The 25572-nt window shown below is 41.0% G+C and carries 30 protein-coding genes and 2 riboswitches; of the genes, 5 read left to right on the top strand and 25 right to left on the bottom strand.

The features are described 5' to 3' along the window. Positions 1-14: 14 nt before the first annotated feature. The gene (locus OSJ91_RS25595) at positions 15-782 is read right to left on the bottom strand and encodes a TIGR01457 family HAD-type hydrolase (RefSeq protein ID WP_241592726.1); all 768 of its coding nucleotides are present in this window, start codon (positions 780-782) and stop codon (positions 15-17) included. Positions 783-805: 23 nt separating this feature from the next. Then, positions 806-1243, bottom strand: a complete 438-nt coding sequence (locus tag OSJ91_RS25600; protein WP_101223642.1) for a DUF86 domain-containing protein — start codon at positions 1241-1243, stop codon at positions 806-808. A 427-nt stretch (positions 1244-1670) separates the two neighbouring features. Between OSJ91_RS25600 and OSJ91_RS25605 the strand changes: the two genes are divergently transcribed. Further along, positions 1671-1937 (top strand): DUF3055 domain-containing protein, encoded by a 267-nt coding sequence (locus tag OSJ91_RS25605; RefSeq protein WP_098371475.1) that lies wholly within the window; start codon positions 1671-1673, stop codon positions 1935-1937. A 71-nt stretch (positions 1938-2008) separates the two neighbouring features. Beyond that, a complete protein-coding gene (locus OSJ91_RS25610; RefSeq protein ID WP_286197464.1) occupies positions 2009-2296 on the top strand; it encodes a cytosolic protein in 288 nt (95 codons plus the stop codon). Positions 2297-2326: 30 nt separating this feature from the next. On the opposite strand, the gene OSJ91_RS25615 is transcribed toward OSJ91_RS25610, so the two are convergent. Next, entirely contained in the window at positions 2327-2602 is a 276-nt protein-coding gene (locus tag OSJ91_RS25615) for a YutD family protein (RefSeq protein ID WP_350300473.1), read from the bottom strand. 113 nt (positions 2603-2715) lie between these two features. On the opposite strand from OSJ91_RS25615, the gene OSJ91_RS25620 reads away from it, so the two are divergent. Beyond that, positions 2716-3378, top strand: a complete 663-nt coding sequence (locus tag OSJ91_RS25620) for a YhcN/YlaJ family sporulation lipoprotein (RefSeq protein ID WP_350300474.1) — start codon at positions 2716-2718, stop codon at positions 3376-3378. Positions 3379-3416: 38 nt separating this feature from the next. Here the strand turns inward: OSJ91_RS25620 and lipA are convergent, their stop codons facing one another. Beyond that, positions 3417-4331 (bottom strand): lipoyl synthase, encoded by a 915-nt coding sequence (gene lipA, locus OSJ91_RS25625; RefSeq protein ID WP_063234033.1) that lies wholly within the window; start codon positions 4329-4331, stop codon positions 3417-3419. 229 nt (positions 4332-4560) lie between these two features. Between lipA and OSJ91_RS25630 the strand changes: the two genes are divergently transcribed. Continuing rightward, on the top strand, positions 4561-5511 hold the full coding sequence (locus OSJ91_RS25630; protein WP_350302970.1) for a M23 family metallopeptidase: 951 nt from the start codon (positions 4561-4563) through the stop codon (positions 5509-5511). 87 nt (positions 5512-5598) lie between these two features. Beyond that, on the top strand, positions 5599-6348 hold the full coding sequence (gene yunB / locus OSJ91_RS25635) for a sporulation protein YunB (protein WP_485890676.1): 750 nt from the start codon (positions 5599-5601) through the stop codon (positions 6346-6348). Between the two features lie 22 nt (positions 6349-6370). Here the strand turns inward: yunB and OSJ91_RS25640 are convergent, their stop codons facing one another. From OSJ91_RS25640 to OSJ91_RS25740, 21 genes are all read right to left on the bottom strand, one after another. Beyond that, a complete protein-coding gene (locus tag OSJ91_RS25640; RefSeq protein WP_485890677.1) occupies positions 6371-7468 on the bottom strand; it encodes an HD-GYP domain-containing protein in 1098 nt (365 codons plus the stop codon). Positions 7469-7641: 173 nt separating this feature from the next. After that, on the bottom strand, positions 7642-7944 hold the full coding sequence (locus tag OSJ91_RS25645; RefSeq protein ID WP_034310161.1) for a YunC family protein: 303 nt from the start codon (positions 7942-7944) through the stop codon (positions 7642-7644). Positions 7945-8005: 61 nt separating this feature from the next. Then, positions 8006-9394, bottom strand: a complete 1389-nt coding sequence (locus tag OSJ91_RS25650) for a bifunctional metallophosphatase/5'-nucleotidase (RefSeq protein WP_485890678.1) — start codon at positions 9392-9394, stop codon at positions 8006-8008. 13 nt (positions 9395-9407) lie between these two features. Beyond that, a complete protein-coding gene (locus OSJ91_RS25655) occupies positions 9408-10235 on the bottom strand; it encodes a sulfite exporter TauE/SafE family protein (RefSeq protein ID WP_350300477.1) in 828 nt (275 codons plus the stop codon). Between the two features lie 84 nt (positions 10236-10319). Continuing rightward, complete coding sequence (locus OSJ91_RS25660) at positions 10320-11168, bottom strand: DUF72 domain-containing protein (RefSeq protein WP_350300478.1); 849 nt, start codon at positions 11166-11168, stop codon at positions 10320-10322. Between the two features lie 349 nt (positions 11169-11517). After that, a complete protein-coding gene (locus OSJ91_RS25665) occupies positions 11518-12084 on the bottom strand; it encodes a hypothetical protein (RefSeq protein ID WP_350300479.1) in 567 nt (188 codons plus the stop codon). Between the two features lie 17 nt (positions 12085-12101). Next, positions 12102-12296: a hypothetical protein gene (locus OSJ91_RS25670; RefSeq protein WP_350300480.1), complete on the bottom strand. Its 195-nt coding sequence runs from the start codon at positions 12294-12296 to the stop codon at positions 12102-12104. Positions 12297-12688: 392 nt separating this feature from the next. After that, a complete protein-coding gene (gene sufB, locus OSJ91_RS25675; protein WP_053536753.1) occupies positions 12689-14086 on the bottom strand; it encodes a Fe-S cluster assembly protein SufB in 1398 nt (465 codons plus the stop codon). 55 nt (positions 14087-14141) lie between these two features. After that, positions 14142-14570 carry a Fe-S cluster assembly sulfur transfer protein SufU gene (gene sufU / locus OSJ91_RS25680; RefSeq protein ID WP_034310148.1) on the bottom strand — a complete coding sequence of 143 codons (429 nt, stop codon included), beginning with the start codon at positions 14568-14570 and terminating at the stop codon, positions 14142-14144. Continuing rightward, a complete protein-coding gene (locus OSJ91_RS25685; RefSeq protein WP_485890679.1) occupies positions 14560-15789 on the bottom strand; it encodes a cysteine desulfurase in 1230 nt (409 codons plus the stop codon). Before OSJ91_RS25685 ends, sufU begins: the two co-directional genes overlap by 11 nt. Beyond that, the gene (sufD, locus tag OSJ91_RS25690; protein ID WP_485890680.1) at positions 15789-17090 is read right to left on the bottom strand and encodes a Fe-S cluster assembly protein SufD; all 1302 of its coding nucleotides are present in this window, start codon (positions 17088-17090) and stop codon (positions 15789-15791) included. The genes OSJ91_RS25685 and sufD overlap by 1 nt, the downstream gene beginning before the upstream one ends. Before the next feature lie 15 nt (positions 17091-17105). Then, a complete protein-coding gene (gene sufC, locus OSJ91_RS25695; RefSeq protein ID WP_148358289.1) occupies positions 17106-17891 on the bottom strand; it encodes a Fe-S cluster assembly ATPase SufC in 786 nt (261 codons plus the stop codon). 451 nt (positions 17892-18342) lie between these two features. Next, positions 18343-18495 (bottom strand): YuzK family famiily protein, encoded by a 153-nt coding sequence (locus tag OSJ91_RS25700; protein ID WP_471802854.1) that lies wholly within the window; start codon positions 18493-18495, stop codon positions 18343-18345. An 804-nt stretch (positions 18496-19299) separates the two neighbouring features. Next, the gene (locus OSJ91_RS25705) at positions 19300-20136 is read right to left on the bottom strand and encodes a MetQ/NlpA family ABC transporter substrate-binding protein (RefSeq protein ID WP_137016432.1); all 837 of its coding nucleotides are present in this window, start codon (positions 20134-20136) and stop codon (positions 19300-19302) included. 15 nt (positions 20137-20151) lie between these two features. After that, positions 20152-20820: a methionine ABC transporter permease gene (locus tag OSJ91_RS25710; RefSeq protein WP_350300482.1), complete on the bottom strand. Its 669-nt coding sequence runs from the start codon at positions 20818-20820 to the stop codon at positions 20152-20154. Continuing rightward, positions 20813-21847, bottom strand: coding sequence for a methionine ABC transporter ATP-binding protein (locus OSJ91_RS25715; protein ID WP_048688213.1), 1035 nt, complete (start codon positions 21845-21847; stop codon positions 20813-20815). The genes OSJ91_RS25710 and OSJ91_RS25715 overlap by 8 nt, the downstream gene beginning before the upstream one ends. 154 nt (positions 21848-22001) lie before the next feature. Beyond that, a riboswitch (SAM riboswitch) is annotated at positions 22002-22114 on the bottom strand. Between the two features lie 109 nt (positions 22115-22223). Further along, positions 22224-23534: an O-acetylhomoserine aminocarboxypropyltransferase/cysteine synthase family protein gene (locus tag OSJ91_RS25720; protein WP_350300484.1), complete on the bottom strand. Its 1311-nt coding sequence runs from the start codon at positions 23532-23534 to the stop codon at positions 22224-22226. A gap of 99 nt (positions 23535-23633) precedes the next feature. After that, a riboswitch (SAM riboswitch) is annotated at positions 23634-23739 on the bottom strand. A 145-nt stretch (positions 23740-23884) separates the two neighbouring features. After that, positions 23885-24193, bottom strand: coding sequence for a thioredoxin family protein (locus tag OSJ91_RS25725; RefSeq protein ID WP_063596108.1), 309 nt, complete (start codon positions 24191-24193; stop codon positions 23885-23887). Positions 24194-24196: 3 nt separating this feature from the next. Beyond that, positions 24197-24562 carry a toprim domain-containing protein gene (locus OSJ91_RS25730; RefSeq protein ID WP_048688210.1) on the bottom strand — a complete coding sequence of 122 codons (366 nt, stop codon included), beginning with the start codon at positions 24560-24562 and terminating at the stop codon, positions 24197-24199. A 91-nt stretch (positions 24563-24653) separates the two neighbouring features. Then, positions 24654-25037: a glycine cleavage system protein GcvH gene (gene gcvH / locus OSJ91_RS25735; RefSeq protein WP_137016434.1), complete on the bottom strand. Its 384-nt coding sequence runs from the start codon at positions 25035-25037 to the stop codon at positions 24654-24656. 96 nt (positions 25038-25133) lie between these two features. After that, positions 25134-25490 (bottom strand): arsenate reductase family protein, encoded by a 357-nt coding sequence (locus tag OSJ91_RS25740; protein WP_350300485.1) that lies wholly within the window; start codon positions 25488-25490, stop codon positions 25134-25136. Positions 25491-25572 lie beyond the last annotated feature (82 nt).

Below are 25572 nucleotides of genomic sequence, written 5' to 3' on the forward strand. Positions count from 1 at the left end.
AGGCCTGTTTTTTTTCATTCGAAACGCCATAAGTCGAGAGTGTCCACCACATGCGTAGGCTGCTCCTTATATTGCTTTAGGCGTTCTTTTGTCGTCACGCCAGTATGTACAAGCAGTGTATCGATCCCTGCATTAATGCCGGCAAGGATATCCGTATCATAGTTATCGCCAACCATGATTGTCTCTTCTTTAGGTACCCCTAATACTCTTAGTGCTTGCTCCACTATGACGGATTCAGGTTTTCCAATGAAAATCGGCTGTACCTGAGTCGAAACGGAAACAACGGAGGTCAAGGAACCATTCCCAGGCAAAAGGCCTTGCTCAGTAGGAATGGCAATATCACCATTGGTCGAAATGAAAACAGCACCATTTCTAACAGCAAGACAGGCTTTTGACAACTTTTCATAATTGACGCCGCGATCGATGCCCATTACCAGAAAATCTGGATGCTCTTCGACAAGCTTCATTCCTTTTTCCTTAAGAGCCTCGATGATGCCTTCTTCACCCACCACATAGACCGATGCATCCTTCTTTTGTTCGGCTATGTAATTGGCAGTGGCCATGCTTGTCGTGAAAACCTGTTCATCCTCTGTTGAGATGCCGATGCTTCTTAACTTATCCGCTACTTGTGCCGGAGTCCGGGATGAATTATTGGTGACGAATAAATAAGGGATATCCCTTTTCCTTAGGTCATTAATAAACCCTGCCGCTTCCGCAATTTGTTCAGTTCCGCGATACATGGTGCCATCTAAGTCAATTAAATATCCTTTATACGACTTCATTTGAATTCGCCTTCCTAACGCTGCTAGTTTTTAAAAGCTGATACAGGTCCCAATTCATTTGTTAAATAGTTCCTCACCAAATCAGGGAATTGCTTGAATGCCTCGATATTTTCCGAAAATACGGCATGCAGTTCTTTGTGATTCACTTCAATGAAGTCTTGAACCAGCATTTTCCTTAATGGCAAAACCTTTTTGAATTGTATCGCTTTTTCTTCTGAAATCACTTTTTCATCTTGAAGGATATCGATAATATCTTCATAACTTCCTGGATCACGCATAATGAAACCATCAATTACCGCATTTCCTACATCCAACACGGAATCGATGGAAGTTTGTATCAGCCTTTCTGCGATAAGTTCCGAAAGGTCTCCATCCCAATTATCATGCCCTTCAAAAAGTCCAAGCTGCTTTTCAAGAAAACCTAATATTTGTTCAATTTTTTGGCGGTCTACAAAGTACATTATTTCCAGATCCTTTCTGATCTAAGATGATATAGGGAATCATTGGTTGAATGATCGGCATAGGTAAAACCCTGTGCCGAACCAACCTTATTCATTGATAATACCATAGCTTCTCCCTTCCTCTCAATTCCTTCAACCACAACCATTGCACCATCCAATTACTAACAGGAGCGCTGACTTACACATTGCCTTTTCTACAGGGGGGCATTTTCCGACGTCCACTCCAAGAAAACCAATTCATGATCCCATTTATATTCTTAACCATTTTCATTTAATCGATGAACGCAATGATTGCTGGAGATTCATGAAGCATCATGAGGAGGGATTAATTTCTCCAGCCAGCAGACCAGAAAAATGTCTGTTCCCCTATTGAAGTCACTTTGTTATGATGGAACTACAAATGTGAAGATAAGAAGGGAATGAGACTATGGAAGATCGTTTTTATTTATACAATGACGTCGTTGATTCAAAAACCCGGTTCATAAGCTTCATGGGAGAGGAATCGAGATTCGATCTGGCCATTACGACTACCGATCGGTTTTATGGAAAGAAGCTTGTTTTGAATATGCAGAGTAACCGTTTTGCGATAATTGGGCCTGATGATTTAGAAGAGGAAGGCTATCTTGAGCATGCCTTTCAGTTGTCAGAAGCGGAAGCCGAGGAACTACGTCACTTTTTAATGGAAATCGTCTGAGTGCTGAAGTTTTTTATCTTAAACGGGAAAACCTACTGAATGTAAGATCGATTACATGAGGGGGGATTATCTTGGACAAAGAAGAATACCACGATTTTTCCAATGTCGAAAAACAGAGGGATTATTTAATTCCTGAAGAATTTCCCGAAGGACCTTTTGGATCACCCATTGCAAAAGATGCACCAGTCCAGAATAAAAACACACCGTGGCAGGAAGGGCAACGATATCAAAGTGCCTTCAATTATGAAAATAAATCGTTGCACGAAGGCTTACCTCGACAATATCCTGGTGCTCATCCGACACATGATGATCCAGAAAAAGATGAACAGCCTCCATATAAAGGATATGGTAACTCTTAACATGGAAGGCCAGAGTGAATTCTGGCCTTTTTATTTCTTTACTTTCTTCACGACGAAATAAGGACAGCCAAAATTGCAGTATTCATATAAATATTCACTAAGCGTGCTTATTTTCGTATCGAAGGTCGCTTTCTGATTGGAATCATCAAAAAATCCACGCAGCCTCAATTGCCCGTAACCCCAATCCCCCACTATATAATCATACTTCGTTAAAATCTCACTGTATCTGGCTTTAAACGCTTCTTCGTTATAGCCTTCCCTTTCATCCTCAATTATTTCATAGGTCATGTTATTGATGTTAATCATTGTTTTCACCTCTCATATATACATTCCTTCTTTAAATTATAACTGATTCCCCATCAATTACTAAGCGAAAAATAGAGAAATATGTTCATCCTAAAGTTACGGGGGTGTTATTGATGAAAAAAACGATAATAACGATAGGTTTAAGCTCGATTATTGCACTAACTGGATGTGCTGATAATGAAGATGATCAGGGGCTCGGTGCAAAAAACAATGCAGGCAACCCAACAAACGTAAATAATCCAACTCAATATTATGATGAGGATTATCGTAATAATGACAACAAAAGTGATGATTTTGGATTTACCCGCACCAATAGTGCAACCATTGACGGCCGTAACATTTCCAACAAAGCTGCTTCCATTGACCGTGAACAACTTTCTGATGTCATTTCTAAATTGAGTGTTCAGATTCCAAATGTCAATGACGCCGCTACACTCGTTACTGATGAGGAAGTACTTGTCGTATATGATACCAATAACAAGGATCGGACGGAAACCGCCGACCAAGTTAAACGAACTGCCATGTCCGTCGTGCCTCGCTACTATCATGTCTACGTCAGTGATGATTATCAAAACCTTGCCCAAGATGTCGAGAATTTCGCTACAGTGAAATCCGGCAGCAAAGGTATTGACTATACGATCGAACAAACGATCAAAAGAATGCTGAAATCGCCTCAAGGGTACAAAATGAGTGACGCAGAAAATGAAAATGGAGAAATGGTTAACGATAAAAGAGATCATCATGATAACATCCATCAAAAAATGGATAACCGTTGAATAAAAAAGGACCGAATTTTTCGGTCCTTTATTTCACTCTATTTCAATAATTCTTCACCTTTGTTTTGCTTATGTTTAGCCGCAGCATTAACCTGTTCATCCGCATGGTAGGATGAACGGACAAGCGGACCGGATTCACAATGGCTGAAGCCTTTTTCCAATGCACGTTCTTTCAGTTCGGCAAATTCCTCAGGCGTGTAGTATTTCAACACCTTTAAATGCTTTTTAGTCGGCTGTAAATACTGGCCGATTGTCATGATATCGACATTATTAGCCCTTAGGTCATCCATGGTCTCGAGTATTTCCTCCCGCGTTTCACCAAGACCTACCATTAAACTGGATTTTGTCGGGATTTCCGGATACAGTTCCTTTGCTCTTCTTAAAAGCTCCAAAGAACGTTCGTACTTGGCCTGAGCCCGTACACGGTCGGATAAACTTCTGACAGTCTCTATATTATGGTTCAGGATATCTGGTTTAGCATCCATCAAAGTCTTGATATTTTCAAACACCCCGCCCATATCAGACGGTAATACTTCAATAGAAGTAAATGGATTTTTGCGACGGATGGCACGGACTGTTTCAGCGAAAACTTCAGCGCCTCCATCCTTTAAATCATCACGGGCAACAGCTGTAATGACGACATGCTTTAAATTCATCAAAACAACGGAATCGGCAACACGCTCAGGTTCAGCCCAGTCCAATTCATTCGGACGTCCGGTTGTAACAGCACAAAAACGGCATGCCCTTGTACAGATTTCACCTAAGATCATGAAAGTAGCCGTTCTTCTCACTGCCCAGCATTCGTGAATATTCGGACATTTTGCCTCTTCACAGACTGTATGAAGATTTTTCTCGCGCATCATATTTTTTAAACCGAGGTAATTTTCGTTAGTATTAAGCTTTATTTTCAACCAATCTGGTTTACGAAGAATTTCTTTATTTGTAGAAGACATGAAAATGCCACTCCATTCTATAGAAATTAACACACCCTACTTTAACAATAAAAAAGCATTTATACAAGTTATAGTTGGTTTCCCATTATTTATTTTTCATGTTTATAGCTAAATCAGCAAAACTATAAACGATGGATGGACTGATGTATTTTAATTACGGAGAATGTCATGAAAGGAGCCTGCCCCGTTGAAAAAATTATTCCTTCTTACGATAACTTGTTTGTTAACTTTGAATAGTGCACCAGGCCAAGTGGCTGATGCTGCCGATACCCCAGATGCTTATCCCGGGAGAATGGAGCTATATAAAAATATGGAGGCTACTCTCCAAATCCCGTGGTATTACCTTGCTGGAGCTGATCAATATGAGCATAGCCTCAGGGCTGCACGAAGGGACTTAGAGCCGGCAAAGGGATTAATAGGCATCCACATCGAGCCTTCAAAGTGGAGCGGGGCCCTCAATCCTGACTTAAACGACGTGAACCCGCTCACGATCACATTTTTTGATGGATTGGGCCAGGATGGCAATGGTGATGGCAAAGCTGATATCAATAATGATACCGATCGATTGTATGCTTTTTCGAAGCATCTCCAATCTTATGGCGCAGATGAAGATAATATCCGGATCGGCTTGTGGGATTATTATAAACGAGATAAAGCAGTCAGCATCATTATCGGCAATGCCGAGATTTATAAGAAATATGGCCGGTTGGATTTACATGAAAAGGCCTTCCCTGTTCCAGTACGGACTCATTATACGTACTTGAATACATGGGGAAGCGCTCGTGGATGGGGCGGAAGGAGAATCCATGAGGGCACTGATATTTTTGCCGATTATAGCCTTCCCGTTCGTTCCACCAGCTATGGAATCATCGAGATGAAAGGCTGGAATAAATTTGGCGGTTGGAGGATAGGGATACGGGATTTAAATAATACCTATCATTACTTTGCCCATTTAAGCGGCTTTGCCAAAGGGTTGAAAGTCGGACAAATCGTCGAGCCCGGACAAGTCATCGGAGGTGTCGGCAGTACAGGTTACGGTCCTCCAGGAACTTCGGGAAAATTCCCACCGCATCTTCATTACGGGATGTACAAAGACAATGGAATCACAGAATGGAGCTTTGACCCTTACCCCTATTTAAGATTGTGGGAAAGGAAAGATTTAGCTAAAAAACGAAAGTGAGCGGCGTAAATTTTACGCTGCTTTTTTTTTGATTTCAACATAAACCCCTAAACTTGATGCATAGGTATTAGTAAAGGGGGCTAAAGCGTGTTCCGAAAAAGATTTCGACCGAAGAAATTCCGAAAAAAGGGGCCTCTTCCCACCAGGAAAGTATTTCTCTATTCTTTTATCCTGTTCATCATATCAAGCATCATGACTCTTTGGTACGTGGACAAATCAATCGAACCCGTGATCATGAGTGTAGCCGAATATGAAATCAAACGGATTGCAACGGAAACGATTCATGAATCGGTTGATGAGAATATAGCCAAGGTTGATATGAACAAAATCATCACCAACAATAAGGGTGGTAAGGACTCCAGTTCCTCCTATAGCTTCAATCCGGTCATATACAGTGAATTGCGGGCTAACATAACGAAGGACATTCAAAAGAAACTTGGCATCAAACAGGGAAACCCTTTTAAAACAGGTTCAGCAAAAATAAATGATGAACAATATAAAAGTGTGGTCTATTATATACCATTTGGTGTTGTAACCGGGAATAATCTCCTTTCCAATTACGGACCAGAAATCCCAGTGAAAATGTCAGTCATCGGGAATGTTGAATCGGATTTGAGGACAAAACTGACAAACGCAGGCATCAATAATGTTTATTATGAATTGATTGTGGACTTTGATGTCAATATTCAAATCGTCATCCCCTCTTTCACGAAGGAGACAAAGGTGAGTCAGGAAGTGACAGTCGGAAGCCTGCTGATCGAAGGTGATGTTCCAAGTTATTTTAGTAACGGAAACAGTTCGGTGGCACCTGCGATCATGAAGGAAAACAAGGAATGACAAAACCAGCTTATCCTTGAGGTTAGGCTGGTTCTTGTATATTTAGACATTTCATGATAAGCAACTGCAGGTTTTTATTTAAGTCCACTTCATAGGGCTTTTTTATCTGCTCCCCATCTTCTTCCAGTATCCTTATCATGGGGCGGTCTCCAATCCCCTCATTTTGAGCGGATACTATTCCTTTCCTACCATCATTCAATTCTACTGATAGACCATTAGGATAAATGGCAACCGCCCTGCGGAAAGCCTCGATGATCGTATTGTCGAACTTTTTCCCGACTCCGGCATAAAGGACTTCCAAACCCTGATGCGGCAGCATGGCCTTACGGTAAACCCGATTGGAAGTCACGGCATCAAACACATCGGCAACGGCAATGATCTTGCCGAAATAATGGATTTCATCCCCCTTTATCCCACGGGGATATCCAGATCCATCTAACCTTTCATGATGCTGATAGGCACAATTCGCAACTAAAAGTGAAACGGTATGAACATTTTTGATTAGATGAAATCCGTAATCGGCATGTTTTTTGATTTGTTCAAACTCCTTTTCCGTCAGTTTTCCGGGTTTACGGAGTATTTCCAAAGGCACGAGCATTTTGCCGACATCATGTAAAATCGCCCCCAGCCCAAGAATTTCGAGATTCTTATTATTGATATTCAATTCCATCCCAATCGCCAGGGTATATAAGGTCACATTGAAGGAATGCGTAAAGATATAGTCATCGTATGTATAAACGTCGGCCAATAAAGTCATTAACTCTTTATTCCTTTTCAGCTCGTCCATGATGTTCCGGACTATTTGAGTGAACTTGACGTTTGCTTGCTCTATCGTGAATGATCCATCAAGGTTCATTTTGTTCTTCATGTCCAGGAAGGTGGTTTCAATCGTATTAATGGCTTCTCTTCTAAGTTTCCCGGACACTGGGGGCATTGGAATGATGTCATCCGTCCTGGAATCTTGAATGTAAACAAAGGGTATATTAAGGGACACCAGTCGATTAATCATTTTCTGGGTTAATGTAAGACCCTCGCACAACAGGACATGGCCCCGCTCATTATAGATGTTTTTACCGAGCCTTGCTCCAGGGCTTAGGGACTTTGTAATAGCTAGCCTCATACTTGTACCCATCTCCCCATTCAATATTTGTAAATCAAGCCGTTTCTTTCCTTTATAAAGATTATCGGAAAATATTTTGATAAATGAATCTGTTTAAATATATTTATTGAAAAAATATCAGCATTTTCACAAAAAAAATAAGGCCCCCTTCTGAAAAAAGAAAGCCCGCCTTTTCAAATCATTTTGATTAATGCCTCTTTACCAATCATTCCTGGATGAATGCCCTTTTCCACAGCCTCCCAGGTAACTGATTCAAGCGGTGCTTCCAATAACTCTTCAATCGATTTAACTCCTGTGGCCCTCCCTGCAAGGATTTTACGATCTCTCAATTTATCGTTCAGCAGTCCAACATCTAACGCACCGCACATTATATACCCTTTTTCGGACGCGACAGCAAGTAAATTCGTTTTCGGCAGTCGGACAGAAATGGCTAGGAATGTATGATTATCAAGAATTATTGGGATCATGTTAATCAATTGGTTTCGCCCCTTCCTTCCCCATACTTTATGAAAAAAAGGGCAAAACCGTGATTTCGTATCAGGGGTTAGTGTGTATTTTTTTCAGCTTCCATAAAAGGATATCCCGTAAGAATTCCGGCAGTAAGTATTCCTTGCGATTGGAGCGATGGATACTTGGAAAGAAGTGCCCAAATGTGAACATATCAGGTATTGCCAATTTATAGGACTTATCCGCCTGCAGTTTCTCTCCTTTTATAAGGATCCCTTTTACGATTCCATTCTCCATTTCGTTAAATTCAATTTGATCATAATGCATGACTCCCATGATTTTTCCGCGGAAACCGAAACCTTTCACCTGAATATGAGGCCACTCTTCATTTCTCGATTGCATTAAGATTTCCTTTAATTCATTCCCATCGACTTCAACGACGCAAGGATTGATGGGATGTGGGCAGATTCTGTGAATATCCCCTTTTGTGACAGGTCCCTTCGGAAGCCCCTCGAGCAGAAGACCTGCATTCAAAAAGGAACAATCCGCCTGACTCCACTCCCTTAGGGCCTCCCCTAGGATTTCCGTCAAAGGACTTCGTTTGAACCAATCATTATCCAGTGCCATCGGTAAGTCCACAGCAACCCGTTTTAGCGTTTCCCCCCCGGCCTGGTATATCTCTTCAATCCATAACCGTTCATTCTCCAATTCCAAAAAGTCATTGGTATCATAAAGAATGGCTCTCTTCTGGCTAATTTTCTTTTCCTGATTGACGGTCATTTCCACCTGCCCAACAAAGAAGCCATATTTCCCTGCACCGCAAAGGAGTGTGTCATTGATCAATTTACCTTGGTGGAGGATGTGGTGGGTATGCGCGCCAAGTATAATGTCAATCTCCGGAAAGTCCTCTGCCATCCTCTCATCATCATGGATGCCCAGGTGGGAAAGGATGATGATTACATCCGCCTCTGTTTTGACCCTTTCAAGCTGTGCCTTTAACTCCACGAATGGTTCTGTTATTTCCCAGCCCATCGCAGAGTAAAACTTTTGAAAAAAGGCTGTCAAACCTATCATGGCGATCTTGGTGCCTTTTACCGTTGTATGTATCCAATATGGCAGCGCCCATTCCGGCCTTTCATTATCACCGTAATAAATATTGGCTGCCAAGACCTTGAACCTTGCATGATCATATAAGGAGTCCAACGCATCATGAGGTAAAGTGATCCCTTCATTATTTCCGATGGTCACATATTGGTAGCCCGCTTCATTCAGCAGTTCAATATTGCCTTTACCCAACGTACCTTCTGTATATGGATGCCAGCGGTCCACATGATCGCCTATATCCAGTATGATCGCTTCTTCTCCCGTTTCTTGATGAAGTTGTCTTCTTTCTTTAAGAAACTTATCAATACGAGGCCAATTCTCAAAATGACTATGGAGATCATTGGTGTGATATAAATGAATGATTTCTGACATCATTTCTCCTCCTCGTTTATCCTGTAATACCTTGGTAAATAAGACGTAAACCAATGATTATCAGCACTATTTTCAACATATTTTCCAGCGACGCACTCTTTAGGCGCGTATTGATGAATGCGCCCAATTTTGCACCGAACCATGCACCCGGAATCAGGGCAAAAGCATATGGCCAATTTACATTTCCAAGGGAAATATGGGTAATCGAATTAGTGATGGATGATAAAAATACCATGAACATCGAAGTCGCTACAGCCATATGCGGAGGGAAGAAGAAAAGAAGCATCATGACGGGAACCATCAAGGCCCCACCGCCAATTCCAAATAATCCGGAGCTGAATCCCACGACAAAGGAAATCAATACAGCTAACACCGGGTGATAACCATAAGAAAATGAATGTCCATTTTCAGTTTCATACGTTTTCACTATTTTCCCTTTTCCAGGCTTGAAAAGCATTGGCTTCAAACGATTTTTCACTAATAACACAATGGCCATGAAAACCATGAAAATACCAAAGTACAATGAAAAAGCTTCGGCGTTAAGGTTTTTATTCACATAAGCCCCCATTATTCCACCAGGTGCACTGCCAATAAAAAAGATTAAGCCGGCCTTATAATCCACCACTTTATGTTTTAAATAAGATAAAGTGGAAGATAAGCCGGTAAAAATCATGATTACGGTTGAAACACCAACGGCGACCTGTGGAGTCAGCTCATCGATAATATTTGTAGATGTACCTAAATATAAAAGGGAAGGCACAATGATGATGCCGCCGCCCAGACCGACAAGAGCGCCGATTGATCCCGCTAATAATCCAATACCCACTAATACTAACCATACCATGTAGAAATCCGCCTTTACCTGTTTGTGAGGATATAACCTCTACTAGTTGTCACAATATCTCTTTATTTAATTATATATATCCTCTTAAAACAAACCAAGCTGCTTAGGAGCCAGTCCTTCATATTCTATACCAAGCAGCTCAATCATTTGTTTGGCATTATCAGCGGCATCTCCGCCTGAATTATTATTGAACAGGATATATATATCCTTGGATTCCTTTTCCAATATCCTGATTTTCTCCACCCATTCAGTCAATTCCTGCTGATTATATCGATATAAGTACCTGACCTCACGCCAATTATCACCCGAAGAAGGCCTTTGCCAACCATGCAGGTTACGGCCATGAAAGCGTACCAGGGTTTTATCTTTATCCATGGCCTGCAGAACGACAGGAATGGATCCCTCTCCAGCCTGCGGCTCATCGCATACAGTATGGATCCAGCCTTCCTTTTCGATAAAATCCAAAGTTTGCTGAACTACGTTGGGCCTGTACCAGCTTTGATTCCGGAACTCTATGGCAACTGGAATATCGCCCATTTCAGCTTTGCACCATCGCAGGTAATTGACATTTTCACGTTTACAATCAAACCATGGCGGAAACTGAAATAAGACCATCGCGAGCTTTCCGGACTTCTGATAAGCTTCCAGAGAGTCGCAAAATGCCTTGAACATTTCCTTCTTACTTTCAAATGGAATTTCCCCACGTTGATGTCCCGTCATCCCCTGATAAGCTTTAACGACAAATTGAAAGGATGCAGGCGTCTCGGACACCCACTTTTCACTATTCCGTTTTGGCTGAACCGCATAAAACGAAGCATCTACCTCCACAACAGGAAAATGGGCTCCATACTCTTTCAATTTATCACGCTGGGACACACCGCCATCATACAAACTATCATGATCGCCCCAACCAGTCACCCCAACATAAATCATCTGTATCATCCCCTTTTGGACAGGCTTCCCATACTATATTTTTACCCTGTATAATCGCATATACACTTGGTGTAATACCGAAAAACATCACTTCAAAAACTAAAGAACCTGCCAAGTCTCCCCGGCAGGCTTTTATATGAATGGTTATGCTATATTCGACTAATAGGCATGCCACCCGGTCATTCTTCGATGGAGCCTTCCGTATCGAGGTTGATCGATTGAAGCTTACAATCTTTTAAGGCTTTATTTTTAGTCTAATGATAATACTCTTTTCAGGATGCATCAAGTTTTATGAATTATGCTCCATATGGCACAATTTCTAAGTGTTGACCAATAAAGATAAAATGCTTCATCCTAGCCTATTGTATTTCACTAAATTTTCCAGGTAGAATTGAAAATAATAATCATGTATATTCTCTTCAAACTCTGCCGTTCCATGGAACAGCTTCGCCCCCACTATTAACGAATTAAGATATCCATCCAGATAATCACATCTAGCTTTCACCTTACTTTCAGAAACATAATGTCCATCTTTACTTTCAAGAACAATATCGATTCTCCTGCCTTCATGTTCATCGATAATCATTTGATTATAATTTTGATCAAGCCAGTTTTTTTTCATTTTACTTTTTTTAAGTGGGTAGCGTCGATTGTCCTGCCGTTGTTCTTCATGAAATTTTAGTTCATGAGGCAGGAAAACTTTTTTCAACACATCACTATCACATATTTTGAGGCAAAGAAATATCTTCTCATAATCAAAATGCTCATCCCTTGGCAAATCAAGAATTTCCGCTTTACTGAATTCCACTGCCTTAAACTTTTGCTTCACCCTAGTTACAATCTCTTCTTTATTAAAAACCAAGTGTTGTTTATTTTTTAAGTACTTTTTATAAATCTCCTCGTAATTAAAATTCATAACACTCCCCCCATCATTTAACAGGTCCCCCCATAAAAAGCATGAGCATTTGGTGTTTTTTTATAGGGATGCCAATGCAAATAATAACCTTTTTTAGGTTTACCACCCATCTTATCCACTTCTGCAAAAGGCTTACCTGAAGGATTAGCGCCTTGTGCTACACCTTGTGCTTGATTACTTGAGACTGACCATGTATCTTTTTTAGATTTCATTTTTTTGTAAAATTAACCAAAATCCAAGTACTTTAAGTTTATATTTTCTACAATAAATATTCAATTGGCATTATTAATGTATTAATTACATAAAAACAACAATTAATATTCAAAGAAAATATATAATTTTATAAAAAATAGCAACAAAGCTCTTATTCATATATTTCTAAGTGAAGTTAAGCGGACTCGAACATCTACGGTTCCTTAATATGTGTAGGACTTAGTACTAAAATAATTGAATTTACTTCAAGCATGCTTTTAAATATAGCGAACAAAATAAAAGAAGACGAACAATAAAGTTCGTCTTCTTTACTAGAAGGTAATCTGAATCTGCACCAATGGTACACTTCAAAATTACCTGGTTTAATTTTTCATCAACATCTTACAGCTTATTATCCGATGGAGCCTTCCATTTCGAACTTGATCAGACGGTTCATTTCAACCGCATATTCCATTGGAAGTTCTTTTGTAAATGGTTCGATGAAGCCCATTACGATCATTTCCGTTGCTTCTTGCTCAGAAATTCCGCGGCTCATCAAGTAGAACAATTGTTCTTCAGATACTTTGGAAACCTTCGCTTCGTGTTCAAGGGAAATGTTATCATTCAAGATTTCATTGTAAGGGATCGTATCAGATGTAGACTGATTATCCATGATTAATGTATCACATTCAATGTTGGAACGAGCTCCATCCGCTTTACGTCCGAAATGAACGATACCACGGTATGTTACTTTACCGCCCTGTTTAGAAATTGATTTTGATACAATCGTTGAAGATGTATTTGGCGCTAGGTGAATCATTTTCGCTCCAGCGTCTTGGTGTTGGCCTTTGCCGGCAATGGCAATCGATAATGTCATACCACGAGCGCCTTCACCTTTTAAGATGACAGCAGGATATTTCATTGTCAATTTGGAACCGATGTTACCATCAATCCATTCCATTGTTGCGTTAGCGTCACAAACCGCACGTTTCGTAACCAGGTTAAACACGTTGTTTGCCCAGTTTTGGATCGTCGTGTAACGGCAGTAAGCATCTTTCTTGATGACGATTTCAACAACCGCACTATGAAGGGAGTTAGTTGTATAAACAGGAGCTGTACAACCTTCTACATAGTGAACGGATGCGCCTTCATCAACAATGATTAGCGTACGTTCGAATTGCCCCATGTTTTCAGAGTTGATCCGGAAATAAGCTTGAAGCGGAGTATCCACTTTAACGCCTTTCGGTACATAGATGAAAGACCCACCTGACCAAACTGCCGAGTTCAATGCCGAGAATTTATTGTCAGTTGGCGGAATCGTTTTTCCAAAATGCTCACGGAAGATATCTTCATTTTCACGAAGTGCTGAGTCCGTATCTTTAAACACGATACCCAAATCTTCCAATTCCACTTTCATGCTATGGTAAACCACTTCAGATTCATATTGGGCAGATACGCCCGCAAGATATTTTTGTTCGGCTTCAGGAATTCCCAATTTATCAAAAGTCTGTTTGATTTCATCAGGAACCTCATCCCAAGACTTCTCTGATTTCTCTGATGGCTTAACATAGTATGTGATTTCATCAAAGTTAAGGCTCTGCATGTCGCCGCCCCATTGAGGCATTGGCATGTTGTAAAAATGCTCCAATGATTTCAAACGGAAATCAAGCATCCATTGCGGTTCATCCTTCATTCGAGAAATTTCTTCCACGATTTCTTTTGTCAGACCACGCTTTGAACGGAAGATGGAAACATCTTTATCCGCAAAGCCATATTTATAATCGCCGATATCAGGCATTTTCTTTGCCATAGCTCGTATTCCTCCATTTCAAATGGCTGAATTACAACAGCTCATTTTAATTTAATTATTCCTTCAATCCCTTTTCCATGGCTTTCCAAGCCAGGGTGGCACACTTGATTCGTGCAGGGAATTTAGAAACACCTTGAAGGGCTTCAATATCCCCAAGGTCCATCTCATCGTCGTATTCTTTTCCCTGAATCATTAAGGAAAAAGTCTCGGACATCGCTAGAGCAGTATCAACGTCTTTGCCCTTAATGGCTTGCGTCATCATGGAAGCCGAACTCATGGATATCGAACAACCATCACCATCGAATTTAACATCGCTGACCTTGCCATCTTCGATCTTCATCGTTAAACGAATCCGATCGCCGCAAGTTGGATTATTCATATCGATTGTCATGCTTCCATCTTCTAGCATGCCCTTATTACGCGGTTTCTTATAGTGATCCATAATGACTTGACGGTAAAGTGTATCAAGGTTATCAAAAGACATTACTGAAATACTCCTTCGTTTTAACAAGCCCGGACACAAGCTTATCAATATCTTCTTCCGTGTTATATAGATAGAAACTTGCTCTTGCTGTCGCTGATACGTCAAGCCATTTCATTAATGGCTGTGCGCAGTGGTGACCGGCACGGACAGCAATTCCATCTGCATCAAGAACGGTAGCGACATCATGTGGATGTACGTCATCAATATTAAAGGTAATTACACCAGCACGCTTTTCTGCATCTTTAGGACCATAAATGGTCAGCCCTTCAACTGCTGACATTTTCTCCATTGCATAAGCGGCGAGCTTATGTTCATGCCGTTCAATATTATCCAAACCGATTTCCTCCAAGAAATCAATGGCAGCCCCCATGCCGATGGCGCCGGCGATGATTGGGGTACCGCCTTCGAATTTCCACGGGAGTTCTTTCCATGTAGACTCATACAAACCTACAAAATCAATCATCTCTCCGCCGAATTCGATCGGTTCCATTTTTTCTAGAAGATCTTTCTTGCCATATAGTGCGCCGATGCCTGTTGGACCGACCATTTTATGACCTGAGAAGGCAAAGAAATCACAATCCAAATCACGGACATCCACTTTTAGATGCGGCGTGCTTTGTGCCCCGTCGACTACCATTACAGCATTGTGATCATGGGCAATTTGGGCGATTTCCTTCACAGGATTGATAACGCCAAGCACATTCGAAACCTGCATGATGGACACGATTTTCGTTGCTTCCGTAATTGTTGCCCTCGCATCGTCAACGGAAATCGTACCATCCTCCTGAAGCGGAATATACTTCAATTCAGCGCCTTTTTCTTTGGCAAGCTGCTGCCACGGAATGATATTACTGTGATGCTCCATGTAAGAGATGACGATTTCGTCACCCTCTTTAATATTTGCACCACCGTAACTTCTTGCTACAGTATTTAAAGCAGTCGTTGTGCCTCTGGTAAAGATGATTTCTTCTGTAGAAGAAGCATTAATGAATTTACGTACCTTTTCACGAGCACCTTCATACGCATCCGTAGCTTTTGTTCCTAGTGTATGCACCCCGCGGTGAACATTCGAGTTATAGCCGCGGTAATATTGCTCAATCGCTTCAATCACTGCAGCCGGTTTTTGAGAGGTTGCAGCACTATCTAAATAAACTAATGGCTGACCATTGACTTCTTGATCTAATATTGGAAAAAGCTTACGAATTTCGTATGGGTTCATTACTGTACTTTCCTTTCAATGACCGCTACTAATTGTTTTTTGACTCCCTCAATTGGAAGCTCGTTAACAACAGGGGCCAAGAATCCGTGAATGACAAGTCTTTCTGCTTCTTTTTTTGTAATACCACGGCTCATTAAATAATACAGTTGAAGCGGGTCGACACGGCCGACGGAAGCAGCATGACCAGCCGTTACATCATCTTCATCGATCAAGAGGATCGGATTGGCGTCTCCGCGTGCTTTTTCACTTAACATCAATACGCGTGACTCTTGTTCGGCATTGGCCTTTGTAGCACCATACTCTATTTTCCCAATTCCATTAAAAATGGAGGATGCGGATTCTTTCATGACACCGTGCTTAAGGATATAACCCTCAGAGCGTTTGCCATAATGAATGATGGCAGTCGTGAAGTTCTGCTTTTGTTCCCCGCGTCCGACTACAACGGTTTTTGTATCACCGTGAGAGCCATCGCCCATTAGATATGTTGTATTATCTGAAATCGTATTTCCGTCGTTCATCAGGCCAAGCGCCCACTCAATACGTGCGTCACGTCCTGCCACTCCACGGCGGTTAACATATGTCGTGAAGCCTTTAGAAAGGGTATCGACCGCACCATATTGGACTTTGGCATTCGCATTTGCAAATACTTCAGTTACGATGTTGGCAACACCTTCGTTAGACTCAACGGTTGAGAAATAGTTCTCTACATATGTGACAGAGCTATTATCTTCAGCTACGATCAAGACATGGTTGAAAAGTGTAGTATCTGGATTATCCAAAAGGAATACCGATTGAATCGGCTCTTTGATTTCTACATTTTTCGGAACATAAAGGAATGCTCCCCCATTAACTAATGCAGCATGAAGTGCTGTTAAACGATGCTCATCTATTTTAACGCCGTCTTTCATGAAATATTTTTGCACGAGCTCAGCATGATCACGAGCCGCTGATAAAATATCCGTAAAAATGACGCCTTGTTCTTTCACATTTGCTGACAGATTGATATGTGCCGGCGTATTATTGCGTTGGATGTATAAGTTTTCATTTTCTTCAATGATGGACTTAATTTCTTCCGGAAGCTCCTCTAAAGAGGTAAAAGCTTCACTCTCAACCGTATGAGTTTGGAAAGAAGTGAAATTCCATTTATCGATTTTCGTTTTATCCGGCTTTGGCATCGGGAGCTTTTCTATTTCAGAAAACGCTTGAATCCGAAGCTCGGATAGCCAAGCTGGATCATTATTTTTAGTTGAATAGGAGCTTATATCCTCTTGTTCAAACGGTAATTTCGTTTCTGTAGTCATTGCAAATCCTCCTACTTACGCTTCTTCGCCAACAGTTTCGTCTTCAATGCCCAATTCTTGTTTAATCCAGTCATAACCTTCCGCTTCCAAGCGGGCAGCAAGTTCAGGACCGCCTGATTTTACGACACGTCCTTGCATCATTACATGTACAAAATCAGGAGTGATGTAATTTAATAGACGTTGGTAGTGAGTGATGATCAAGCATCCAAAGTCTTCTCCGCGCATTTCGTTGATTCCTTTTGAAACGACTTTAAGTGCATCGATATCTAGACCTGAATCAATCTCATCCAAGATTGCAATTTTAGGTTGGATCATCATTAATTGAAGAATCTCGTTGCGTTTTTTCTCTCCGCCTGAGAAACCTTCATTCAAATAGCGTTGCGCCATATCTTCATCCATTTCAAGGAATTCCATTTTTTTGTCCATTTGACGGATGAATTTCATCAATGAAATTTCATCGCCTTCTTCACGGCGTGCGTTAATGGAAGAACGTAAGAAGTCTGCGTTTGTAACACCGCTGATTTCACTTGGATATTGCATAGCTAGGAATAGACCGACACGAGCGCGCTCGTCTACTTCCATCTCCAAAACATCTTCACCATCGAATGTGATGCTTCCGCTAGTTACCTCATATTTAGGGTGACCCATGATTGCTGATGATAAAGTGGATTTACCAGTTCCATTTGGTCCCATGATCGCATGGATTTCTCCACCTTTAACTTCAAGGTTTACCCCTTTTAAAATCTCTTTGCCTTCAATTGATACGTGAAGATCTTTAACCGTTAATGTAGAAGCTGACATAATAATACCTCCGTGAACTAATTCCAATTTTATTACCAGAAAGTAAAGATTACTTTCATTACTATAATTTACGTAAAAGCATTCTCACTTTATTCTCATTCCAATTTTATAACAAATCCAATTTGGAATCAACTAAATAGATAGGGGTTTCCACTTCGGCCATGTTAAAAACCTGTCCTATTCTTACAATACTAACAGATATAGCCTGTTTACTGCATATTCATACTTATTTTAGCTTTTGTTAAAATTATCTTATTATTCGGCAAATCTTCGTCCTTATTAATATATGTTCAAAGAATTTGATTGCAAGGTAAGAACGTTCCGCTTTAAAAAGAAAAAAATCGGACTGTCAGGTATTATGTAAGTATATCCAATAAGGAAACCCTTATTTTATGGACCACTTTCCATTTTACCTCTACAGGCCGATCTTTTAAAGAACTCTTTTATATGCTTAGCCGTGAATTTTGCGTTGAAGGTCCTGGACCATTTTGTTGCACTTTACATGTTCCCTATCCCGTTCTTTCTCAACCTCGATACGAAGGTCTAAGTTTCTACTGTACTCACTGTAGCCAATCCCATGTGAAGACTGCATCGCCTTTTCCATTTCGCTTGTTACATTTAAATCCAGAGTATTGATAGTGAACCATCCTTTCAAATTTGTGTATCATTTTTTTACCTTCATTATCTCTATACCCTTTCCTTTCCTGATTAAACATGAAAGGAATTAAATTAAGCCGCAGACTGAAACAAACTGGATCATCAATGAGTTTGTCTACAGTTTTTTAGGTTTTTAGGTTTTCAAAATTTGAACGTTACTTTCCACTTCAGGTACTCGCTTTCCGCGGGCGGTCCGGAAGCCTCCTCGGCGCTTTTGCGCCTGCGGGGTCTCCCCTGACTCGCTTTTCCCGCAGGAGTCTCATACCTTCCGTTCCAATCCACTAAGACTAAACAATCAGATAGAATCACTTTCACCTAAGGTTTCCAAAATGAAGTGCCTCACTTCTCTAAGTCCGGAAAAAATTATGAGCGACGCATTATGTAAAAGCTAAACGAACAAACCAGCTTGCTTATTCATTTATGCGGCAGCAGACCGTAACGATAGTAACACCCGGAAATACTCATGATACTCGTATTAAGAGCCTCTGATTGAACATGTGATTAAGAAAGTTAGAAAACCTGTAGCTGTTGACGCAGATTCCGCAACCATGGCTATGTGTAATATGAGCGTTTTGGTTGTTATCTCTGCCTATCGGCACTCAACAACAAATATAGAAGGCTATCGTGAGTACAAATCGCTTTAACTGCTTCAAATCCAATAAAAATCAAAAAGGTTTCGGAATGAGACCATTCCGAAACCTTTTTGTTTACAAACTGCGGTCTGAATTAAATCAGGTCGCCCATTCTTGAATTATTTATCCGCCGGTACAACTGCACCTTTGTATTCTTCAAGAATGAAATCTTGAATTTCTTTAGAATGCAATACTTCTACAAGCGCTTTGATTGCTTCTTTATTTTCGTCACCTTTGTTTACGGCAATGACATTCACATATGGTGATTCCGAATCTTCAATCGCAATCGAATCTTCAAGCGGATTCAAACCGGCGTCAATCGCATAGTTGGAGTTGATCAAGACTGCATCGCCTTCGCCACTCTCATAAATTTTAGGAAGCAGGGCCGCTTCATAATCGGCATCGAATTTAAGGTTTTTCTTATTTTCAACGATGTCTTTCGTTGTAGCCGTCGTTTTATCGATCCCTTCTTTCAAAGTGATCAGGCCATTCTTTTCCAAAAGGGATAAAGCGCGTCCATGATCAGCGACAGAGCTGCTCATAATGATTGTTGCGCCTTCCGGAAGTTTATCAATGCTTTTATATTTTTGTGAATATAGGGCAATCGGCTCGATATGGATTCCGCCAGCATTAACGAAGTCATATCCATTTTCTTTAATTTGCCCCTCTAAATATGGAATGTGTTGAAAGTAGTTAGCATCCAATTCCTTATCATTCAACGCCTTATTCGGTAAAACATAGTCCTGGAATGTTTCGATTTCCAATTCGATTCCTTTTTCTTTAAGAAGCGGCTTGGCTTCCTCAAGGATTTCAGCATGAGGAACATTGGATGCCCCTACAACTATTTTCTTCGATTCTTTTTCCGTATCACTGCCGCTTTTATCCTTTTCACTTCCACAAGCAGCCAAAGCGATAGATAACACTAAAATTAATGCAAATCCTAAAAACTTTTTCATCCTTTTCATCTCCCTTTATCTTTTGTCCAATTTAGATGTAATCACATCTCCAATAATTTGAATTATGAAGACGATAATTAGAATAACGATCGTCGCTACAAGCGTAACGTCATTTTGATTTCTTTGATAGCCGTCCAAATAGGCCAGATTACCAAGCCCGCCTGCGCCGATGACCCCGGCCATTGCGGTATATCCAACCAATGCAATCGATGTTACCGTAATCCCGGAAATAAGGGCAGGCATCGACTCTGGAAGAAGGACCTTCCAAATGATCGTGCTCGTTTTTGCCCCCATCGATTTAGCGGCTTCAATTACACCTTTATCGATTTCACGAAGGCCGATTTCAACCATACGCGCATAAAATGGTGCCGCACCGATAATAAGTGCCGGCAGTGCAGCGTTCTCTCCGATCATGGAACCGACAAGCGCTTTAGTGAAAGGAATGAGCAGCACGATCAAAATAAGAAATGGAATGGAACGGAATATATTGACGACAGCACTCATGACCCCGTTGACTGCCCGGTTTTCCCACATATTACCCTTCCCCGTCAGGAACAGGATCAATCCTAATATTATGCCTATAAAAAAGGTTGCCACTACAGAGACGCTTGTCATGTAAAGCGTTTCCCTCGTAGCTTCAATAATGTCTTCCCAATCAACATTCGGCAATAATTCTTCAAGCATGAGTAATCACCTCCACGCCTACCTGCTGTGCTTTAATGAATTCTATTGCGCGGAGCATTTCATCCTCTTTGCCATCAAGATGGATAAACAATGTTCCATATGAACCGCTTCTTGTTTGGGATATCTTACCTTGAACGATATTGACATCCAACTCGAAGTTACGTACAAGCTTGGTGATCAATGGGCTTTCTGCATGATCACCTACAAAGGTCAATTGAATCACTTTGCCTGCAGGATAGCGCTCGAGCAAATGGTCCATCGTTTCTTTCGTTTCTTCCGGTTCCGTTACCTGTTGCACGAAACGCTTCGTCATTTGTTCTTTAGGATTCTTGAAAACATCCAGGACAGGACCCTGTTCAACAACCTGCCCGCTTTCCATCACGGCGACGCGATGGCAGATTTTACGTATTACATGCATTTCATGTGTTATCAAGACGATCGTCAATCCCAGGCGCTGATTGATGTCAACAAGCAATTCGAGTATGGAGTCGGTAGTCTGCGGATCCAAGGCAGAAGTCGCTTCATCACACAGCAGCACTTTAGGGTCATTTGCCAGAGCCCTAGCTATTCCCACCCTTTGCTTTTGCCCTCCGCTTAATTGTGAAGGATAGGCCTTTTCCCTGCCTTCCAGTCCGACTAACTTGATCAATTCGTTCACACGCTTGGTTCGTTCAGGTTTAGAAACTCCTGCAATTTCCAATGGGAAAGATATATTCTCCTGAACGGTCCTTGACCATAATAGATTGAAATGTTGGAAAATCATGCTGATTTCTTGACGGGCCTTACGGAGCTGAGCGCCTTTAATTTTTGAAATTTCCTTCTCAGCCACCACAACGGATCCCTCTGTAGGTGTTTCCAACCCATTGAGCATTCTGATCAAAGTACTTTTCCCCGCTCCACTGTAACCGATAATACCGAAAATCTCGCCTTTATTTATTTCAACATTCACATTATTTACAGCCTTGATCGTCTCACTGTTTCCTTTTCCTGTTCGGAACAGCTTACTGACTTTCGTCAATGTAATCATTAATCCTCACCTCTTTTATCCAATAAAACCTATGAACTTAGTTGATTTCTCTACATTATTAGTCTGTTTCTCATATCATGCAAAGGGTTTCCCCCATTAAAATAGAAAAAACCTTTCTGCATGAGCAGAAAGGCAGGTGAAGAAACAGGCCTTCCTCTCATCTTCCAAAGTGATTAAACTTTGTGTGAATTGGCACCTTTCCAAGGAAATCTCCTTGTCGGTTGCCGGGTTTCATCGGGCACATCCCTCCACCTCTCTTGATAAGAGCTAATATATAGAATATTTGTACATCATTAAGTTCTTTAGTATGGTGAAATTTTATCATAGATAAAAAAGGAGCGCAATGTATATTATTTCTAGTACACAGAAACTTTACTTAAACCGTTTTGGATGTCAAGGAGACGATATTCGTCGCTTTTTCAATTGCCTGCTCCAAATCTTCTATTAAATCGTCTACATTTTCAATCCCAATGGATAAACGGACTTGATCAGCACTCACACCCGCTTTCGCAAGACCCGCCTCATTCAATTGTTGATGGGTCGTACTTGCTGGATGGATGATCAAGCTCTTCGCATCCCCCACATTCGCTACATGGGACCATAATTCCACCGAATTGATAAGCTTTGCGCCAGCTTCGCGATTACCTTGTATTCCAAAAGTCACGACAGATCCAGCTCCCTTAGGCAAATATTTATCCGCAAGGGCTTTATCGGGATGATCCTCATCACCAGGATGTGAAACCCAAGTCACGGCAGGGTGGTTTTTTAAATATTTAATGACAGACTTGGTGTTTGACAGATGCTCTTTCATCCTTACATGCAGTGTTTCAAGCCCAAGCGTAAACTGGAATGCACTTTGGGCACTTAGCGCAGGGCCTAAATCACGAAGTAACTGCACTCGGGCTTTCGTTATGAATGCAGCAGGTCCAACTGCCTCGGCGTATACCAGATTGTCGTAGCTTGGGTCAGGCTCCGTGAAGCCAGGATAATTTGGCGAGTTCCAATCGAATTTCCCTCCATCCACGATGACACCGCCCAGCGTGGTTCCATTTCCCAGAAGCCATTTTGTAGCGGAATGGATGACAATATCCGCTCCAAAATCAATTGGTCTGCATAGATATGGTGTCGCGAAGGTATTATCAATGATCAAAGGTATTCCGGCATCATGGGCGATTTTCGCTACCGCTTCAATATCAAGCACCCTCAAACTTGGATTTCCGATCGTTTCAGCAAAAATGGCTTTAGTTCTTGGCGTTATCGCCCTTTTGAAATTTTCAGGGTCATCGGGAGAAACGAACTTCACTTTGATCCCATATTTAGGAAGAGTATTTTCAAAAAGGTTATACGTACCGCCATATAATGTAGAGGCTGAAACAATCTCATCTCCAGCAGCGGCAATATTCAGGATTGAAAGTGAAATGGCCGCCATTCCGCTTGCTGTTGCCAATCCGCCGATACCGCCTTCCAATAATGCCATTCTTTCCTCAAAAACGCTGACCGTGGGATTATGAAGTCGTGAATATATATAACCATTCTCCTTTAGACCAAATAAATTCGCTGCATGGTCGGTGTCTTTGAACAAGTATGCATTGCTTTGGTAGATAGGAACTGCACGGGCACCTGTTTCATCAGCTTGCAGACCGCCATGAACACTCAATGTTTCGAAACGCAACTTTTTCTCTGACATATGATTTCACCTTTTTCTATGGATTTAGTTGGAATTATATGATACCTGGCCTTTTATAAACAAAAAAACCACTTCAATAAGAAGAGGTTTCTAGAATACACCTCATCTACCAGAGCCAACACTCTGCTGGAATTAGCACCGTATATAAATTTATACCGGTTGCCGGGCTTCGTCGGGCCAGTCCCTCCGCCACTCTTGATAAGAACTATTAAATTCTGCCGTTACTTAATTCAAAATATAGCATTTTAGAATAAATCAGTCAATGAATTGTTAGAATATTCTTTGTTTAATTTCAATCTCGCATTCAAATGTCCGCAACAAAGAAACCAACCACGGTTCTGATTGGTTTCTTAGCTGATTTCCTTAAGCAATCCGTACAAATAAGGAACGGATTGAAAGGCATATATTTTTTTGTGCAGCTGTCCTTCTTTGAAAAGCAATAAACAAGGAACACTTTCGATTTCATATGATTCGGCAATTGCTTGGACATAATTCATATTCATTTTCCCTGCCTTCAATTCCGGGAATAGCTCCAAGGATATCGTCAGCATCTTGGAGGCAACCTGACAAGTGCCGCATAAAGGGGTATATAAATATAAGCAAAAGGTTTCCCCATTTTCAACAGCAAGCTTACACTCTTCTTCTTTCCATTCCTGCATCAATTAGTCGTTCACCCTTTGACTTAAAAATTTCATTTTCACATTCATATTGGCAGATAAAAGCACAGTTGCGATATGATGTTCGGGCGAGCTTTCCACTTCTTTGTACATTTTATTAATATACAGGTGGTTCGCTTCAGGCATTTCCCTTCGGAACTGCTTTCGGAGCTTTTCTCCTGATTCATCTGCGTCAAAAAGGAGATAAACATCACGGTCCATCAATTCATCCACTAATTCATCCAGCTTAGTTAATGATATGGTCCCATTCGTACATCTTATTTCCACATCTTCATTTAAAACGGAGGCAACTTTTCTTCTATCGGAACTGCCTTCTACAATGATCACTTTATCGAATTCGCCCCACTCCATGTCATCACTCCATCTCACGAATTATGTGTGCAACTGCCACGGTACAAAATGAAAAAGAGAGCAGGCCTTTTCAGTCCCCCTCTCATTCTTTTTAACCGTTGATTAAACTCTCATACTCTTCAGCGCTCATCAAGTTTTCAATATCACTGCCATTAGATGGTTCAAGCACGACCATCCATGCCTTTTCATAAGGAGACTCATTTACATATTCAGGGTTGTCACTTAAATCTTCGTTTACTTCAACAACCTTGCCACTGATAGGTGCATAAAGCTCAGAAACGGTCTTAACGGATTCAACACTTCCGAATGGTTCGTTCGCTTTCAATTCATCGCCGATTTCCGGAAGCTCAACGAATACGATGTCCCCAAGCTCGGACTGTGCGAAAGCTGTAATTCCAATGCGCACTGTTCCATCTTCCGTTTTGACCCATTCATGTTCTTTAGTGTAACGAAGTTCTTTTGGTGTTGTTGTCATTATTAACCCTCCATATGTACATCTTATTTTATCTATTCCATTATAAGGTAGATTGTTTGTTTAAGTAAGGAATTAACCAAATATTTCGAGAAATTTTCAGTTCCAAACCTGTTCGAATTGCTCCTCTTTGAAACCTACCGTCACTTTGGTGCCGTCCGTAACAATCGGCCTTTTCAGAAGCATGCCATCTGTGGACAATATATCAAGCATCTCTGCTTCAGAAGCTTCTTTCAGCTTATCCTTTAAGCCCAGCTCGCGATATTTTTGACCGCTAGTATTAAAAAACTTCTTCAACTCCAAATTGCTGTTTTTATATAGTTGTTCTATTTCTGTTCGCGAAGGCGGATTTTCCGCTATATGGATTGCTTCATATTGCAGTTCATGATTATCCAGCCACTTCTTTGCGTTACGGCATGTGCCGCATTTTGGGTACCAATATAATGTTAAGCCCATCATTTCACCACCTATCAATAGAATACCCGTTTTCATCACGCAATACAACGAATTGTCTTTTGAATTTCCAATACGATTTCAT

The sequence above is a fragment of the Bacillus sp. T-10(2022) genome, assembly GCF_056502895.1.